Annotated in this window: 17 protein-coding genes; 12 read left to right on the top strand and 5 right to left on the bottom strand. The window is 70.5% G+C overall.

Going from position 1 to position 16,129, the window contains the following annotated elements; translation table 11 throughout:
- Nucleotides 1–48: 48 nt before the first annotated feature.
- The gene (locus tag ASE56_RS02610) at nucleotides 49–2,028 is read right to left on the bottom strand and encodes a M13 family metallopeptidase (RefSeq protein ID WP_056224669.1); all 1,980 of its coding nucleotides are present in this window, start codon (nucleotides 2,026–2,028) and stop codon (nucleotides 49–51) included.
- 103 nt (nucleotides 2,029–2,131) lie between these two features.
- On the opposite strand from ASE56_RS02610, the gene ASE56_RS02615 reads away from it, so the two are divergent.
- Nucleotides 2,132–3,466 (top strand): MATE family efflux transporter, encoded by a 1,335-nt coding sequence (locus ASE56_RS02615; RefSeq protein WP_056224671.1) that lies wholly within the window; start codon nucleotides 2,132–2,134, stop codon nucleotides 3,464–3,466.
- Between the two features lie 60 nt (nucleotides 3,467–3,526).
- Here ASE56_RS02615 and ASE56_RS02620 read toward each other — a convergent pair whose 3' ends face one another.
- Entirely contained in the window at nucleotides 3,527–4,117 is a 591-nt protein-coding gene (locus ASE56_RS02620; RefSeq protein WP_056228067.1) for an RNA methyltransferase, read from the bottom strand.
- A 234-nt stretch (nucleotides 4,118–4,351) separates the two neighbouring features.
- Between ASE56_RS02620 and ASE56_RS02625 the strand changes: the two genes are divergently transcribed.
- Together ASE56_RS02625 and ASE56_RS02630 are read left to right on the top strand one after the other, a co-directional pair.
- Entirely contained in the window at nucleotides 4,352–5,695 is a 1,344-nt protein-coding gene (locus ASE56_RS02625; RefSeq protein WP_056224673.1) for an Nramp family divalent metal transporter, read from the top strand.
- A gap of 9 nt (nucleotides 5,696–5,704) precedes the next feature.
- Entirely contained in the window at nucleotides 5,705–6,340 is a 636-nt protein-coding gene (locus ASE56_RS02630) for a metal-dependent transcriptional regulator (RefSeq protein WP_056224675.1), read from the top strand.
- A gap of 56 nt (nucleotides 6,341–6,396) precedes the next feature.
- Here the strand turns inward: ASE56_RS02630 and ASE56_RS02635 are convergent, their stop codons facing one another.
- Nucleotides 6,397–7,344 (bottom strand): SDR family NAD(P)-dependent oxidoreductase, encoded by a 948-nt coding sequence (locus tag ASE56_RS02635; RefSeq protein ID WP_056224676.1) that lies wholly within the window; start codon nucleotides 7,342–7,344, stop codon nucleotides 6,397–6,399.
- 192 nt (nucleotides 7,345–7,536) lie between these two features.
- Here ASE56_RS02635 and ASE56_RS02640 point away from each other — a divergent pair, with 192 nt between their 5' ends.
- From ASE56_RS02640 to ASE56_RS16805, 3 genes are all read left to right on the top strand, one after another.
- Nucleotides 7,537–7,707 carry a CsbD family protein gene (locus ASE56_RS02640; protein WP_055832729.1) on the top strand — a complete coding sequence of 57 codons (171 nt, stop codon included), beginning with the start codon at nucleotides 7,537–7,539 and terminating at the stop codon, nucleotides 7,705–7,707.
- Nucleotides 7,708–7,818: 111 nt separating this feature from the next.
- Nucleotides 7,819–8,649 (top strand): HAD-IIA family hydrolase, encoded by an 831-nt coding sequence (locus ASE56_RS02645; RefSeq protein WP_056224678.1) that lies wholly within the window; start codon nucleotides 7,819–7,821, stop codon nucleotides 8,647–8,649.
- 18 nt (nucleotides 8,650–8,667) lie between these two features.
- Complete coding sequence (locus tag ASE56_RS16805) at nucleotides 8,668–8,814, top strand: hypothetical protein (protein WP_156371584.1); 147 nt, start codon at nucleotides 8,668–8,670, stop codon at nucleotides 8,812–8,814.
- Between the two features lie 147 nt (nucleotides 8,815–8,961).
- Here the strand turns inward: ASE56_RS16805 and pyrE are convergent, their stop codons facing one another.
- Nucleotides 8,962–9,540: an orotate phosphoribosyltransferase gene (pyrE, locus tag ASE56_RS02650; protein WP_056224681.1), complete on the bottom strand. Its 579-nt coding sequence runs from the start codon at nucleotides 9,538–9,540 to the stop codon at nucleotides 8,962–8,964.
- Nucleotides 9,541–9,623: 83 nt separating this feature from the next.
- On the opposite strand from pyrE, the gene ASE56_RS02655 reads away from it, so the two are divergent.
- The 3 genes from ASE56_RS02655 (at nucleotide 9,624) to ASE56_RS02665 (ending at nucleotide 12,277) form a co-directional block, all read left to right on the top strand.
- Nucleotides 9,624–10,469 carry an exodeoxyribonuclease III gene (locus ASE56_RS02655; protein WP_056224682.1) on the top strand — a complete coding sequence of 282 codons (846 nt, stop codon included), beginning with the start codon at nucleotides 9,624–9,626 and terminating at the stop codon, nucleotides 10,467–10,469.
- A 116-nt stretch (nucleotides 10,470–10,585) separates the two neighbouring features.
- Nucleotides 10,586–11,011, top strand: a complete 426-nt coding sequence (locus ASE56_RS02660) for a YciI family protein (protein ID WP_056224684.1) — start codon at nucleotides 10,586–10,588, stop codon at nucleotides 11,009–11,011.
- Between the two features lie 6 nt (nucleotides 11,012–11,017).
- Nucleotides 11,018–12,277 carry an RNA polymerase sigma factor gene (locus tag ASE56_RS02665; RefSeq protein ID WP_056224686.1) on the top strand — a complete coding sequence of 420 codons (1,260 nt, stop codon included), beginning with the start codon at nucleotides 11,018–11,020 and terminating at the stop codon, nucleotides 12,275–12,277.
- A gap of 80 nt (nucleotides 12,278–12,357) precedes the next feature.
- Here ASE56_RS02665 and ASE56_RS02670 read toward each other — a convergent pair whose 3' ends face one another.
- A complete protein-coding gene (locus ASE56_RS02670) occupies nucleotides 12,358–12,930 on the bottom strand; it encodes an NADPH-dependent FMN reductase (RefSeq protein WP_056224688.1) in 573 nt (190 codons plus the stop codon).
- 144 nt (nucleotides 12,931–13,074) lie between these two features.
- Here ASE56_RS02670 and ASE56_RS02675 point away from each other — a divergent pair, with 144 nt between their 5' ends.
- The 3 genes from ASE56_RS02675 to ASE56_RS02685 all read left to right on the top strand — a co-directional run bounded on the left by ASE56_RS02675 (nucleotide 13,075) and on the right by ASE56_RS02685 (nucleotide 16,118).
- Entirely contained in the window at nucleotides 13,075–14,334 is a 1,260-nt protein-coding gene (locus tag ASE56_RS02675) for a sensor histidine kinase (RefSeq protein ID WP_056224690.1), read from the top strand.
- On the top strand, nucleotides 14,327–15,004 hold the full coding sequence (locus tag ASE56_RS02680) for a response regulator transcription factor (protein WP_056224692.1): 678 nt from the start codon (nucleotides 14,327–14,329) through the stop codon (nucleotides 15,002–15,004). Before ASE56_RS02675 ends, ASE56_RS02680 begins: the two co-directional genes overlap by 8 nt.
- Before the next feature lie 229 nt (nucleotides 15,005–15,233).
- The gene (locus tag ASE56_RS02685; protein ID WP_056228071.1) at nucleotides 15,234–16,118 is read left to right on the top strand and encodes an ABC transporter ATP-binding protein; all 885 of its coding nucleotides are present in this window, start codon (nucleotides 15,234–15,236) and stop codon (nucleotides 16,116–16,118) included.
- Nucleotides 16,119–16,129: the final 11 nt, after the last annotated feature.

Below are 16,129 nucleotides of genomic sequence, written 5' to 3' on the forward strand. Positions count from 1 at the left end.
GCCCACGAGCGTGGCTCCTTCCGCGTCAGGAGAGCAACAAACGCGACCTCACCAGATGGTGACGCGCTGGTCTGCGTCGAGCCAGAGGGCGTCGCCCTCGGTCACCTCGAACGCTTCGTAGAACGCGTCGATGTTACGCACGATCTGATTGCAACGGAACTCGTTCGGCGAGTGAGGGTCGATCGTGAGCAAGCGGATGGTCTCGGCGTCGCGGCCCTTCTGCTGCCAGATCTGCGCCCAGCTGAGCAGGAGCCGCTGGATGCCGGTGTACCCGTCGACGACCGGGCCGTCGAGGTCGGTCTCGCCCTGGCTCTCGAGGAACAGGCGGTATGCGGCGATCGCGATGCCCAGCCCGCCGAGGTCGCCGATGTTCTCGCCGATGGTGAGCGCGCCGTTGACGTGGTGCTCCTCGCTCAGCCCCTGGGGGACGAGGGCCTCGTACTGGGCGATCAGGGCCTTGGTGCGCTCCTCGAACGCCGAGCGGTCGGCATCCGTCCACCAGTCGCGAAGCGACCCGTCGGCGTCGAAGCGGCTGCCCTGATCGTCGAAGCCGTGGCCGATCTCGTGACCGATGACCGCTCCGATGCCGCCGTAGTTGGCGGCCGCGTCGCGATCGGCGTCGAAGAAGGGGTACTGCAGGATCGCCGCGGGGAACACGATCTCGTTCATGAGCGGGTTGTAGTACGCGTTGACCGTCTGCGGGGTCATGTACCACTCGTCGCGGTCGATCGGCTGGCCGACCTTGGCGAGCTGGCGGTCGTGCTCCCAGACGTGCGCCCGACGGACGTTGCCGACGAGGTCGTCCGCGGTGATCTCGAGCTCCGAGTAGTCCTTCCAGCGGACCGGGTAGCCGATCTTCGGCACGAAGGTGTCGAGCTTGGCGAGGGCGCGCTCGCGGGTCTCGTCGGTCATCCACGACAGGCCCCGGATCGAGCGGCGGTACGCCTCGATCAGGTTCGCGACGAGACCGTCCATGGCATCCTTCGCCGCGGGCTGGAAGTGGCGCTCGACGTACACCTTGCCGATCGCTTCGCCCAGGGCCGCCTCGACGAGGCTGACGCCGCGCTTCCAGCGCTCGCGGTTCACCGGCACGCCGGTGAGCTGGGTGCCGTAGAAGGCGAAGTTCTCGGCGACGAAGGCCTCGGAGAGGAACGCCGCGGCGGCGTGCACGATCTTGAAGCGCAGCCACGCCTTCCAGTCGTCGAGTCGCTCCTCGACGAGCAGGGCGCCGAGCGACTCGACGAAGCTCGGCTGGTAGACGACGACCTCGGCGAGCGCGTCCTCGTGTCCGGGGGCGACCCCCGCGCGCCACGGCTCGAGGTCGACGCCTGCCAGGGCGACGGTGTCGTCCCACGACTTCAGGTTGTAGGTCTTGACCGAGTCGCGGCTGTCTTCGCGCGTCCAGTGATGCGCGGCGATGTCGGTCTCGAGGGCGAAGGTGCGATCGGCGGATGCCGCGGCCTCGGCGACCCCGGCGAGTTCGAGGATGCGCTCGATGTGCGCGCGGTAGGCCGCGCGGGTGTCGGCGAAGTTGTCGAGACGGTAGTAGCTCTCGTCGGGCAGCGAGATGCCGCCCTGGTAGACGACGGGCACGTAACGGGTCGGATCGCCCGGGTCGGGCTCGACGAAGAGGGTCAGCAGGCCGCTGATCCCGTCGCGCTCGAGCTCACCGATGAGCCGGAGGAGCGAGGGGATGTCGGAGACGCCATCGACGCGCTCGAGCTGCGGGGCGAGCGGCTCGCGACCGGCGGCTTCGATGCGGTCGGTGTCCATGAAGCTCGCGAACAGGTCGCCGATCTTGCGTGCTTCGCTGCCCGGCTCGGCGTCCTGCGACTCCTGGACGATGGTGCGCACGTCCGCCTCGGCCTGCTCGGCGATGAGGTGGAACGAGCCCCAGCGGGCCTTGTCGTCGGGGATCTCGGTGCGCTCGAGCCAGCTGCCGTTCACGTGGCGGAACAGGTCGTCCTGCGGGCGGATCTCGTCGCTGAGCTCGTCGAGCGCGAGACCGGAGCGGGGGATGTCGGTCATGGAGACAGGATAAGTGCCACACATCCACGGGGGCTCGGAACGGCCCTCCGCGCCGCGGGTGCGCCGCCGCGGCGGTGTCGCGACCCCGCCCTAGGCTCGGACCGTGACGACCCACCCGCCCGAGACGCTGAACCGCTCGATCCTGCGGCTCGCGCTGCCGGCCCTGGGCGCGCTCATCGCGGAACCGCTGTTCCTCATCGTCGACGCGGCGATGGTGGGCCACCTCGGTGTCGCTCCCCTCGCCGGACTGGGCATCGCGGGCGCCGTCCTGCAGACGATCGTCGGGCTGATGGTGTTCCTCGCCTACTCGACCACACCCGCGGTGGCCCGACGCTACGGCGCCGGCGAGTACGGCCGCGCCGTGCGCGTCGGGATCGACGGCATGTGGCTGGCCCTGTGCCTGGGCGCGTTGTTGGCCGCGGCCGGTTCGCTCGTCACGCCCGCGGTCGTCGATCTGTTCGGCGCCGCCCCCGATGTCGCCGAGAACGCGCGCACCTACCTGGCGATCTCGATGTGGGGTCTGCCGGCCATGCTCGTGGTCTTCGCCGCGACCGGGCTCCTGCGCGGCATGCAGAACACGGTCACCCCGCTCTGGATCGCCGGCCTGGGCTTCGGCGCGAACGCCCTCCTCAACGCCCTCTTCATCTACGGCTTCGGCTGGGGAATCGCCGGGTCCGCGATCGGCACGGTCGTCGCGCAGTGGGGGATGGTCGGCGCCTACGTGCTCGTCGCACGCCGACTGGCGCGGGTGCACACGGCATCCCTCGGCTTCCAACGCGAAAGCCTCGGCGGCACGGTGCGCTCCGGCGGGTGGCTGTTCCTGCGCACGGTCAGCCTGCGCGCCGCGTTCCTGGCCACGGTCGCCGTCGCCACGGGCCTCGGCTCGGCGGAGCTGGCCGGCTGGCAGATCGCGTTCACGATCTTCTCGACCGCCGCGTTCGCGCTCGACGCCCTCGCGATCGCCGCTCAAGCACTGATCGGCCGTTCTCTGGGTGCCGCCGACACCGTGACGGTGGGGCGGGTGCTCACCCGCACGAGCGCGTGGGGCATCTGGTTCGGCGTGGCGGTGGGGGCGGTGCTGGCGGCCACCTCGGGCGTCATCGGCGTGGTCTTCACGGGCGATGCCGAGATCGCCGCGCTCATTCAGCCCGCGTTGCTCGTGCTCGCGCTCGCCCAACCGCTGGCGGGGTTCGTTTTCGTGCTCGACGGCGTTCTGATCGGGGCCGGCGACGCGCGCTACCTCGCTCTCGCCGGGCTGCTGAACCTCGTGCCGTACGTTCCGGCGTTGGTCCTCGTGGCGCTGTTCGCGGGCGGCGGCGCCGTCGGCCTGGCGTGGCTTTCGGCGGCGTTCTTCGGGGTCTACATGGTGGCGCGGGCGCTCACCCTCGGGCTTCGGGTGCGCGGCCGGTCGTGGATGAGCGCGGGCGACGCCGCCTGAGGCGGCCTCACGGGTGGGCGCGCACCGCGCGGACATCCGCCCGACGCGTTCGGGCGCGGGTCACGCCCAGCGGCGGCACCACTCGTACATGATCACGGCGGCGGCGGACGCTGCGTTGATCGAACGGGTCGATCCGTACTGCGTGATCTCGACGACCCCCGTGGCCGCCTCGATCGCCTCGGGGGACAGTCCCGGCCCCTCCTGACCGAAGAGCAGGACGCAGGCCTCGGGAAGGTCGGCGCGATCGACGGGCACCGACCCCTCGACGTTGTCCACCGCAATCACCGGCAGCCCCGCCTCGCGCGCCCAGGCGGCGAAGGCGGCGACGTCTTCGTGGTGGCGCACGTGCTGGTACCGGTCGGTGACCATGGCGCCGCGACGGTTCCAGCGGCGCTTGCCGACGATGTGCACCTCGGCCGCGAGGAAGGCGTTGGCGCTGCGAACGATGGACCCGATGTTGAGGTCGTGCTGCCAGTTCTCGATTGCGACGTGGAACGGGTGCCGCTTCGCGTCGAGGTCGGCGACGATCGCGTCCATGCTCCAGTAGCGGTACTCGTCGACCACGTTGCGGGTGTCGCCGTTCTCGAGCAGGTCGCGGTCGTAGCGCGGGTCGTCGGGCCACGCGTCCGCGCCCCCGGGCCACTTGCCCACGCCGTGCGTGGGGGGCGCTTCCTGCGGCGACGCCGGGCCGTCGGCATCCGTCGATCGGGGCTCGGCGGCGTCGCCCTGCGACGGCGGGGGGTTCTCGGCATCCGTCACCGTTTCAGGCTACTCGCGGTGCGGTGGCGACCTCGTCTCGACGGCACTGGACGGTCGGGGCGCGCGCCGCGCTTTCCGCGACATCGCACACTTTTCGGCCACCCGAAAAATTGCTACGGTTTCGGGGTGCCGAAAACATCGGATGCCGTGCCCCGCCGCCGCGCGCCGCAGCGCGCTCTCTGGCTGCTCGGACCCGCGATGGTCGCCGGCGTCGCGTACCTCGACCCGGGGAACGTCGCGAGCAACATGACCGCGGGGGCGACGTTCGGCTATCTGCTCGTGTGGGTCGTGGTGCTCGGCAACGTCATGGCGTGGCTGATCCAGTACCTCTCGGCGAAGCTCGGCATCGTCACGGGAGAGAGCCTCCCCCAGGTGCTCGGCCGTCGGATCCGTCACCCATGGACGCGACGCGCCTACTGGCTGCAGGCGGAGCTCGTCGCGATGGCCACCGACGTGGCCGAGGTCATCGGCGGTGCCGTCGCGCTGCATCTGCTGTTCGGCATCCCCCTCGTGTGGGGCGGGGCGATCACGGGGGTCATCTCGATGGGCCTGCTGCTCGTGCAGACGCGGCGCGGGGCGCGGGCCTTCGAGACGGTGCTGATCGGCCTGCTATTCGTGATCGCCGTCGGCTTCACGTTCGGCCTGTTCCTCGCGCCGCCCGAGCCCACCGGAGTGATCGCCGGTCTCGTGCCGAGATTCGAGGGCAGCACCTCGGTGCTGTTGGCGGCCTCGATCCTCGGGGCGACGATCATGCCGCACGCGATCTACGCGCACTCCGCTCTCGCCCGCGACCGTTTCGCGCCCACCGGCGACCCCGCCGACCCCTCGGGCGGCATCGCCGCGGCGCACGCCCACGCACCGGAGTCGGCGATCGCCCAGAGCCGCGCCGACACCCTCGCGCACGCCCGGGGCATCTCGACCCCCCGTCTTCTGCGCGCGACGCGCTGGGACGTCACGATCGCCCTCGCCGTCGCCGGCACCGTGAACCTGGCGATCCTGCTGCTCGCCGCGGCGAACCTCGCCGGCGTCGACGGCACCGACAGCCTGGAGGGCGCCTACGCGGCCCTGCGCGACGGACTGGGCCCGCTCGTCGCCACCCTGTTCGCGGTGGGACTGCTCGCGAGCGGTCTCGCCTCGACGTCCGTGGGCGCCTACGCGGGCGCCGAGATCATGCAGGGGCTGCTGCACGCGCGCATCCCCCTGCTCGCCCGCCGCCTCGTGACCCTCGTGCCGGCGCTCGTCATCCTCGGCCTCGGCGTCGACCCCACCCTCGCGCTCGTCCTCAGCCAGGTCGTCCTGTCGTTCGGCATCCCCTTCGCGCTCGTCCCGCTCGTGGCCCTCACCCGTCGACCCGACGTGCTCGGCGAGTACCGCAACCGGGGGCTGACCACGGCGGCCGGAGTGCTGGCATCCGTCTTCCTCATCGCCCTCAACGCCCTGCTCCTGTGGCTGGTGTTCACCGGCGGATAGGCTGACGGAGTGGAATCGCCCGTGGCCGACGACTATCTCAAGGCGATCTACCACCACACCGAGTGGCAGGACAATCCGATCACGCCCTCGCAGCTCGCCGCGGTGCTGAGCCTCGCACCGTCGAGCGTGACCGAGATGGTCAAGAAGCTCGCCGCGCAGGGGCTCGTCACACACCGGCCGTACGGACCGGTGTCGCTGACGACCGCGGGCGGGCGACGTGCGGCGGGCGTCATCCGTCGCCACCGTCTCATCGAGACCTGGCTCGTGCGCGAATTCGGCTACTCGTGGGACGAGGTGCACGACGAAGCCGAAGTCCTCGAGCACTCCCTCAGCGACCGTCTGCTCGAGGGCATCGACGAGCGGCTCGGCCGCCCGCGTTTCGATCCCCACGGAGATGCGATCCCGGATGCCGACGGCTCGGTGCACCGCGAACCCTTCGTGCTCCTCGCCGAGGCGCCGGCCGGGCACTCGGGTCGGGTCCTGCGCGTGAGCGACCGCGATCCGGAGCTGCTGCGGGCCCTCGTGGAGAACGGCATCGACGTGGGGCATGAACTCGAGGTGCTCAGCGACGACGTCGTGCGCGCCGACGGCGTCGAGGTGTCGTTGCCCGCGGGGGCGGGGAGCTCGGTCTGGCTGACGCGCTGACACGCGTCACCGGGGCGAGCTGAGCCCTCTCACCGAGATCGAGTGAAGCCCCGGATTCAGGATGCCGCGCGTCGGGCCCGATCGAACGGCCACCGCACGTGCGTCGCCGTCTCGCACGCGCGCCACAGGTCGGCGCCGAGCTCTCCGCCGCGCGTCCGACGAGCGGGGGTCGCCACTCGCGGTGCGCCCCGCGCGACCAGCGCCGGTCCGTACATCGAGCCGCCCTCGGCGAGAGGGTCGACGAGCGCGCGGACGAGCGCCCAGGCCCCCTGCTCTTTGGACTGCGTGATCGGGGCCTGCAGGTTGTCGAGGAAGCGGGTGAGACGACTCGGCTCGTTGACCCCGCGCACTCCGCGGGTCCGGCCGCTCGTGGAGTACCCGGGGTGCGCGACGAGGCTCTCGACCGGGACGCCGTGAGCCATCAGGCGCTTCTGCGCCTCGAGCGCCAGAGCGGTCGTCGCCGCCTTCGACTGCACGTACGCGCGCCAGGGCGAATAACCCTCACGCAGTTCGGGGTCGGTGGGGACGTGGCGCCACAGCGAGGTCGACATGCTGCCGACCCACACCATGCGACCGCGCGCAGCGGCCAGGGGCTTGAGCAGCTCGCCGGCGAGCGCGAAGTGCCCGAGCACGTTGGTCGCGAACACCAACTCGTGGCCGCCGGCGGTCTCGCGCTCCTTGGGCGGGTGGACGATGCCCGCGTTCAGCAGCAGACCGTCGAGGCGCCCGCGCGCGCGGGCCGTGGCAGCGGCGGCACGCACCGAGCCCATGTTGCTGGTGTCGAGCAGCAGCGTCTCGATGCTGGCATCCGGAGTCGATCGCTTGATCGCGGCCTTGGCCGCGGACATCTTGTTGGGATTGCGCCCCGTCAGCAGCACATGGGCTCCGGCGCCGGCGAGCTGCTCGCAGGCGAAGAAGCCGAGCCCGCGCGTGGCGCCCGTGACCAGATAGGACCGCCCGGAGAGGTTCGGGAGGTTCTCGGGGTCCCATTCGGTTCGCGTCACCCTTCGACCCTAACGAGATCGAGCCCGTCCGTCACGGGTGCATTCCGCAGACGGAATACCGCCCGACGAAAAGTTTTTTGCGACCTCGCGTGACGAATCCCGCTCGGGGTGCGTCTCCTCTGTGAGCAACCCGCTCCGTCGCGACGAGATACTCCCGCCGCCGACGCCGACACGACAAGAAGGAGTCAGATCATGGGTCTCGACGACAAGATCAAGAACGCCGCTCAGGACATCGTGGGCAAGGCGAAGGAAGCGATCGGCAACGCGACCGACAACGACAAGCTCGCCGCCGAAGGCAAGGCCGACCAGGTCAAGGCCGACGCCAAGAAGGCCGGCGAGAACGTGAAGGACACCTTCAAGTAAGTCGGCTTCCGCGGACGGGCGGGCCACGACTCCGGTCGGGCCCGCCCGCGCTCGTTCACGGGGAAATCACCCCCTGGGAGCGTGTCGGTGGCCGGGTCTAGGCTGGGCCCCATGCGGACCCGAGGCGACATCGAGTGCTGGCTGACCGATATGGACGGCGTTCTCGTCCATGAGAACACGCCCATCGCCGGAGCATCAGAGTTGCTCGCGCAGTGGCGCTCCGAGGGCACGCCGTTCCTCGTACTGACGAACAACTCGATCTACACCCCGCGCGATCTCAGCGCCCGTCTGCGGGCGTCGGGGCTCGTCGTCCCCGAGTCGTCGATCTGGACGTCGGCGCTCGCCACGGCCGACTTCCTGAAGTCGCAGATGCCCGGCGGCTCCGCCTTCGTCATCGGCGAGGCGGGGCTCACCACCGCCCTGCACGAGGCGGGCTTCATCATGACCGAGACCACCCCCGACTACGTCGTCGTGGGCGAGACCCGCAACTACTCGTTCGAAGCGATCACGAAGGCGATCCGCTTCATCCGCGGGGGCGCGCGGTTCATCGCGACGAATCCGGACGCCACGGGCCCCTCGACCGAGGGAGTGCTGCCCGCCACCGGAGCCATCGCGGCCCTCATCACCAAGGCCACGGGCAAGGAGCCCTACATCGTCGGCAAGCCCAACCCGATGATGTTCCGCTCCGCCCTCAACCGCATCGGCGCCCACAGCGAGAACACCGGCATGATCGGCGACCGCATGGACACCGACATCGTCGCCGGCATCGAGGCGGGCCTGCACACGGTGCTCGTGATGACCGGCATCAGCGACCAGCGCGAGATCGAGCGCTACCCGTTCCGCCCCGACGAGATCCTGGGCTCGGTCGCCGAACTCGTGCGCGCCGAACCCGTCGAGACCGATCTCGCCGACGGCGAAGAGGGCCTCGAAGCGGGACTCTGAGCCCGAGGAGACCACATCATGGACGACCGCACTCTCTGGCTGATCGTCGCCTTCGTCATCACAGCGGGAACACTCGTCGCCTTCATCGTGCAGTGGCGCCGTTCGCGTCGCGGCGGCAGCGGTCGTCACGACCCGTTCGATGGGCCGGGAGACGACGCGCCCTGAGCACGGCTGTCGCGCCGTTCGGGGCGGCGCGGGGTCGGCATCCACCCCCTGATCGTCACGAGAACAGGGCGTGTCACCGCGACAGGACGATTCGCGCGGAATCGGCCTGTTCTCAGGGCACCTGCCTGTTCTGGCGACGCGGCGGGCTTACTGCGGGGCGAGGCCCAGGTCGTCGAGGTCGATCGACCCGAGCCACTGCAGGCCCTCGGCCTCGATCGCGGCCTGAGCGCCGGTCTTGCGGTCGACGATCACGGCGACGGCGACGACCTCGGCACCCTCGCGGCGCAGGGCCTCGACGGCCTTGAGCGCCGACTGACCGGTGGTCGAGGTGTCTTCGACGACGACGACGCGCTTGCCCTTCACATCGGCACCCTCGATCTGGCGGCCGCGGCCGTGGTCCTTGGGCTCCTTGCGCACGACGAACGCGTCGAGCGGGCGACCGGCGTGCACCGACTCGTGCATGACGGAGTTGGCGATGGGGTCGGCGCCGAGCGTGAGTCCGCCGACGGCGACGACGCCGTCGAGGTCTTTCACCAGGTCGAGCACCAACCGGCCGATCGCGGGAGCGGCGCGGTGGTCGAGGGTGAGCTTGCGCATGTCGACGTAGTACGTCGCCTTCTTGCCGCTCGAGAGGGTGAAGTCGCCGTGGAACACCGCCTCGTCCTTGATGAGGCCGATGAGGGCCTGACGGTCGGCTTCGAGCTCGGGCGTGGAGGCGGTGGTCACGGCCCCGAGTTTAGTGCTCCATACGGATAACGCCGGGGTCACCCTGGCCGCCGATGTCGGCGGCCGAAAGTAGGCTGGATGCCATGCGCCTGGCCACCTGGAACGTCAACTCCATCCGTGCCCGCGTCACCCGCACCGTCGAGTTCTGCGTGCGCGAGCACATCGACGTGCTGGCGATGCAGGAGATCAAGTGCAAGACGGAGCAGTTCCCGTACGCGGCGTTCGAAGAGGCCGGGTACCACGTCGCCGCGCACGGCCTGAACCAGTGGAACGGTGTCGCCATCGCGAGCCGTGAGCCCCTCGAAGACGTCGAGATCGGCTTCCCCGGCATGCCCGGGTTCGAGAAGGGCAAAGAGGGCCCCGACCTGCCGCAAGAGGCGCGCGCGATCGGCGCGACCGTCAACGGCGTGCGCGTGTGGAGCCTCTACGTGCCCAACGGGCGCGGGCTCGACGACCCGCACTACGTCTACAAGCTCGACTGGCTCGACAAGCTGCGCCAGTACACGGCCGACACCCTCGAGAAGAGCCCCGATCTGCCGCTCGCGCTGACCGGCGACTTCAACATCGCCCCGACCGACGACGACAACGGCGACCCCACGGTCGTCGAGGGCGCGACCACCCACGTCTCCCCGCCCGAGCGCGAGGCGTTCCGCGCCTTCGAGGCCGCCGGCCTCACCGACGTCGTGCGTCCGCTGATCCCCACCGGCTACACCTACTGGGACTACAAGCAGCTGCGCTTCCCCCGCAACGAGGGCCTGCGCATCGACTTCATCCTCGGCTCGCGGGCGTTCGCCGACGCGGTGCACGGCGCCGAGATCCACCGCAACGAGCGCAAGGGCGAAGTCCCCAGCGACCACGTGCCCGTGGTCGCCGACCTCGACCTCTCGGGCGCCGACGACGAGGACGACCTGCCGATGATCTTCGGCTGAGCGCCGCCGCAGCGGCATCCGGAAACTCTTTTCCGCACCCTGTCGATTCCTTCGGTGCCCGTTCGACGCGATAGTAGGGGAACGGTTCCCCGGAGCACCGACGAGAGAAGACGACGATGAAGTACATGCTGATCATGCGCGGCACCGACGAGGCGTACGCGGAGTACAAGAAGATCCCGTTCGAGCAGGTCATCAACGAGATGGGCGCGTACAACGAGTCCATGGTCAACGCGGGGGTGCTCGTCGCCGGCGACGGCCTCGCCGAAGACATGAGCAAGAACTTCGTCGTCGAGTTCGGCGGTGAGGAGCCGGTCGTCACCGACGGCCCCTACGGCGAGACCCATGAGCTGTTCAACGGCTTCTGGATCATCGAGGTCTCCAGCAAGGACGAGGCCGTCGAATGGGCGCGACGCGCGCCTCTCATCGCGGGCAACACGCTCGAGGTGCGCCGCGTGACCGACGAGACCGACTTCGCGGCCTTCGCCGACAACGAGTACATCCAGAAGGAAGAGGGCTGGCGCGAGGAGCAGGCCGCGCGCTGACCCGACGTGACCGACGACCTCTCGCGACGCGTCGCGGCGATCTGGCGCATCGAAGGCGCCCGCATCGTCGCGACGCTAGCGCGCGTGGTCGGTGATCTGCCCACCGCCGAAGACCTTGCGCACGACGCTCTGCTCGAGGCCCTGGCGCAGTGGCCCCGCGAGGGCGTGCCGCACAACCCCGGGGCCTGGCTCACCGCTGTCGCGAAGCGCCGCGCGATCGACGGGTGGCGTCGCGAGCGGGTGCGCGGCGAGAAGTACGAGCTCATCGGCGCCGATCTCGACGAGGTGGCGGATGCCGTGTGGCAGCCCATCGACGACGACGTGCTGCGCCTGGTGTTCACGGCGTGTCATCCGGTCCTCGCGCGCGACGCGCAGGTCGCGCTGACCCTCAAGGTCGTCGGTGGTCTCGACACGGAGGCGATCGCACGGCTCTTCCTCGTACCGGTCCCCGCGATGCAGCAGCGGATCGTGCGCGCCAAGAAGGCGTTGAGCGCGGCCGGGGCGCCGTTCGAGGTGCCCGAGCCCTCGGAGTGGCCCGCTCGACGGACCGCCGTGCTGGCGGTGATCTACCTGATCTTCACCGAGGGCTACGCCGCGAGCACCGGTGACGCGGTGCTGCGCACCGAGCTCGCGCACGAGGCCGTGCGGCTGGGGCGCGTGCTCGGTCGTCTGCTCCCCCGCGAGCCGGAAGTGCTCGGGCTGTCGGCGCTCATGGAGCTGCAGGCGTCGCGCTTCGCCGCCCGCGTCGATGCGAACGGCGATGCCGTGCTGTTGGCCGACCAGGACCGTCGGCGCTGGGACCGGTCGGCGATCGCGCGCGGCAGGGCGCTGCTCGAACGCGCCGAAGCCCTCGGGCGAAGCGCCGGGCCGTACCAGCTGCAGGCGTCGATCGCGCTCTGTCACGCCGAGGCCCCGAGTGTCGACACCACGGATTGGCCGCGCATCGTGCAGCTCTACGACGCGCTCGGTCGGCTCGGAGCCAATCCGGTCGTGGCGCTCAATCGCGCGGTCGCGGTGGCCATGGCATCCGGTGCCCTCGACGGCCTCGCGGCCGTCGACGCGCTCTCGGCGACCGGGAAGCTGAAGGGGTCGCACCTCATCCCGTCGGTGCGCGGTGAGCTGCTGTCGCGCCTGGGGCGATCGGCCGAGGCGCGCGCGGAGCTGCTCGCCGCCGCCGGGCTCACGCGCAACGAGCGCGAGGCGGCGCTGCTCCGACGCAAGGCCGAGGCGCTGGCTCTCGATTCCGACGGAGAGTCGGAGGGGTAGGGCCGGTCCTTCGAGCGGGAACCCGGCGCGCGCGAGGACGGGGCCGAGGGCGAACCCCCGACCCCGTCGCGAGAGGTGCCTCAGACGGCGGGGACCTCGGCGGGAGCGGTGCGCTTCGCAAGGGTCACGAGCGCCTCGATGATCGAGCGCAGGAACGCGGCCGTGCCCTCGTCGGTGACGGTGCCGTCCTCTTCGAACAGGCCGGGGGTCGACTGGATGTAGCCCTCGGGCTGACCGAGGACGAGCGCGTTGTAGTGCAGGAGCACGGCGCGCAGGTGCTGCTGGCCGGCGGCGGTGGCGATGCCGCCCTGCGAGGTGCCGATGACGGCGGTGGGCTTGTCGGTGAACGAGGCCTCGCCGTAGGGGCGGGCCGACCAGTCGAGGGCGTTCTTGAGCACGCCCGGGATCGAGCGGCTGTACTCGGGGGTCACGACGAACATGGCGTCGGTGTCTTCGATGGCCTTCTTGAAGTCGCGCGCGACCTGGGGAAAGTCGCCGTCGTAGTCGGGCGAGTAGAAGGGCAGTTCCTTGATCGGGACCTCCTTCAGCGTCACTCCCTCGGGAGCGACCTTCTCGAGTGCCTTCGCCAGACGGCGGTTGATCGAGGTGCTGGAGATGCTGCCGACGATGTAGCCGATCGTGTAGTCGGTCACGATGATCCTCTTTCTGGACGACGGGGGCGCCGGGCGCCCGAACTCATTCACGTGCAAGCATCACGATCGAACCTGTATTCCTCCTGCTCTTGACTCCGCCTCGCGGGGGATGCAGGTGTCGGCGGTCGGCTCTAGCGTGGAGGGATGCCACGACTCACGCGCGCGCAACAGCGCAACGACATCGTGCTCGCGGTCGTGCTGTTCCTCGGGGGCGTGCTGAGTGCGGTGCTGTCGTCGATCTCGGGCATCTACGGCGACCAGCAGGGCTCTCTCGCCGTGGCGCTCGGCTACGTCGCCGTACTCGCGATCCCGCTGGCGTTCCGCCGACGGTGGCCGTCGGTGGCGGCGGTCATCGTGACCTTCGCGTACTTCCTCGCCGTGACCTTCCGCATCCCCGAGCTCTATGCCGGCAACATCGCCATGTTCATCGCGCTGTACACGGTCGGCGCGTGGGAGACGAACCGCCGGCGCGCGACGATCGTGCGCATCGCCCTCATCGTGGGCATGTTCGCGTGGTTGTTCGTCGTCATGTTCCAGCAGGCCACGCTCCCCGTCGGCGAAGAGGTCGAGGGGGCCTTCTCTCGGGCGGGGTCGTTCTCGCCCTTCGTCGCGTACCAACTGCTCACCATCGGGGTGAACGCTCTGTTCTTCGGGGGCGCCTACTACTTCGGCGACCGCTCCTACCAGCAGATGCGCGAGCGCGCGGCCCTCGAGGAGCGCACGGCGGAGCTCGAGTCCGAGCGCGAAGTGACCGCGGCGCAGGCCGTGGCCCTCGACCGCGTGCGCATCGCGCGCGAGCTGCACGACGTGGTCGCCCATCACGTGTCACTGATGGGCGTTCAGGCGGGCGTCGCCCGCTCGCTCCTGACCCGCGACCCCGACGCCGCTCGAGAGACGCTCTCGAGCGTCGAGAGCTCGGCGCGCACCTCTCTTCACGAGCTGCGCCAGCTGCTCGAGACGCTGCGCGCCCCGGGGTCGGACAGCGCCCCCGACACCGCCCCCACCACCCATGGCCTGACGTCGATCCCCTCGCTGGTCGATGACGCCACGGCCGCAGGGCTTCCGACGACCTTCACCCTCGTCGGCCAACCCGCGTGCGACCCGCCACCCCTCGTGCAGGTCAACCTCTACCGCATCGCCCAAGAGGCGTTGACGAACGCCCGCCGCCACGCGGGTCCCGACGCCACCGCCGACGTGCGCCTCCGGTTCGAATCGGATGCCGTCGAGCTCGAGATCTCGAACACCGGGCGCAGCGGTTCCGCAACCCCGGGCCTCGGTCAGCTCGGCATGCGCGAGCGCGCCGCCGTCTCGGGCGGGACGATCGAGATCGGGCCCCGCTCACGCGGCGGATACCTCGTGCGGGCGCGTGTGCCCCTCGCTGCGGCGGAGGTGGCGAATGTCTGAGCTGCGCGTTCTGCTGGTCGACGACCATGCCATGATGCGGGCGGGGTTCCGGACGATCCTGTCGCTCGAGCCCGACATCGACGTGGTGGGTGAGGCGGCATCCGGTGTCGAGGCCCTCGCCGCCGCGGCCCGTCTGCGACCCGATGTCATCTGCATGGACGTGCAGATGCCCGACATGGACGGCCTCGAAGCGACCCGGCAGCTGACCGCCGACCCCGCGTCGGAGGCGGCCGTCCTCATCGTCACGACCTTCGACCGCGACGACTACCTCTTCGCGGCGCTGGCCGCCGGGGCCAGCGGGTTCCTGCTCAAGAACGCGGGGCCGGAGGAGCTGGTGTCGGCCGTCCGGATCGTCGGATCCGGCGATGCTCTGCTCGCCCCCGAGGTCACCCGCCGGGTCATCGAGCGTTTCGCGACGCGTGACGCCGAGGTGCCGGCATCCCCTCCCTCCGCCACCGTCGAACCGCTGAAGATGAGCGAGCCGCTGACCGAGCGCGAGAGCGAGGTGCTCTCCCTCGTCGCCGAGGCGCTCAGCAACGCCGAGATCGCGGCGCGCCTGTTCATCGGCGAGGCGACGGTGAAGACGCACGTGTCGAACGTGCTGCAGAAGCTCGGCGCGCGCGACCGCGTGCAGGCCGTGGTGCTGGCACACCGGCACGGCCTGGCCTGACCGGCGGCGCTGTCGAGCGGCACTCCCGCACCGAGACGACCCGCGATCAGCGAGCTCACCGACCGTCCGGTGTCATTCCGGGTCGTCTCGACGGACGCGGGTGACCTCGGCGGCGCCGTGGCGGGCGGCACCCCTCCCCCTCACGGTGGAGTCACGAACCGCCCCACGGCGGAGGTGGCGCGGCATCCCCCTCCCTAGCGTGGGAGACATCGAGAAGAAGGGATGGATCGTGCTCCATCTGGACGGCATCACCAAGAGCTACGGCGGACGCCGCGTGCTCGACGGCGTGGGCTTCGACGTCGCCCCCGGGCGCCTCACGGGCTTCGTCGGCGGCAACGGCGCGGGAAAGACCACGACGATGCGCATCGCGCTGGGCGTGCTCGGCAAGGACGCGGGCACCGTCGAACTGAACGGCGCGGCGGTCACCACCGCCGACCGGCGCCGCTTCGGCTACATGCCCGAGGAGCGCGGGCTGTACCCGAAGATGAAGGTGGCCGAGCACATCGCCTACCTCGCTCGGTTGCACGGCTTCGGCAAGGCCGAGGCGACCCGCAAGGCGACGACGCTCCTCGAGCGCCTGGGCCTCGGCGAGCGCCTCGGCGATCTCATCGAGACGCTCTCGCTCGGCAACCAGCAGCGCGCGCAGATCGCCGCCTCGCTCGTGCACGAGCCCGAGGTGCTGATCCTCGACGAGCCCTTCTCGGGTCTCGACCCGCTCGCGGTCGACGTGGTGGCCGGCGTGCTGCAGGAGAAGGCCGCCGACGGCGCGGCCGTGCTGTTCTCGTCGCACCAGCTCGACGTCGTCGAGCGCCTCTGCGACGACCTCGTCATCATCGCCGACGGCACGATCCGCGCGAAGGGAAGCCGCGAAGGTCTCCGCGCCGAGCACGCGACCCACCGCTACGAGCTGGTCTCGCGCGGCGACACCGGGTGGCTGCGCGACGAGCCCGGGGTGCACGTGATCGACTTCGACGGCGGATACGCCCTCTTCGACGCCGACGACGACCTCGCCGCCCAGCGCGTGCTGCGCCACGCGGTCGGCCGCGCCGACGTCGCCAGCTTCTCTCCTCAGCGCCCCACCCTGGCCGAGATCTTCAAGGAGGTCATCCAGTGAGCACTCCGACC

This window comes from Microbacterium sp. Leaf203 (assembly GCF_001421275.1).
Lineage (GTDB): Bacteria > Actinomycetota > Actinomycetes > Actinomycetales > Microbacteriaceae > Microbacterium > Microbacterium testaceum_A.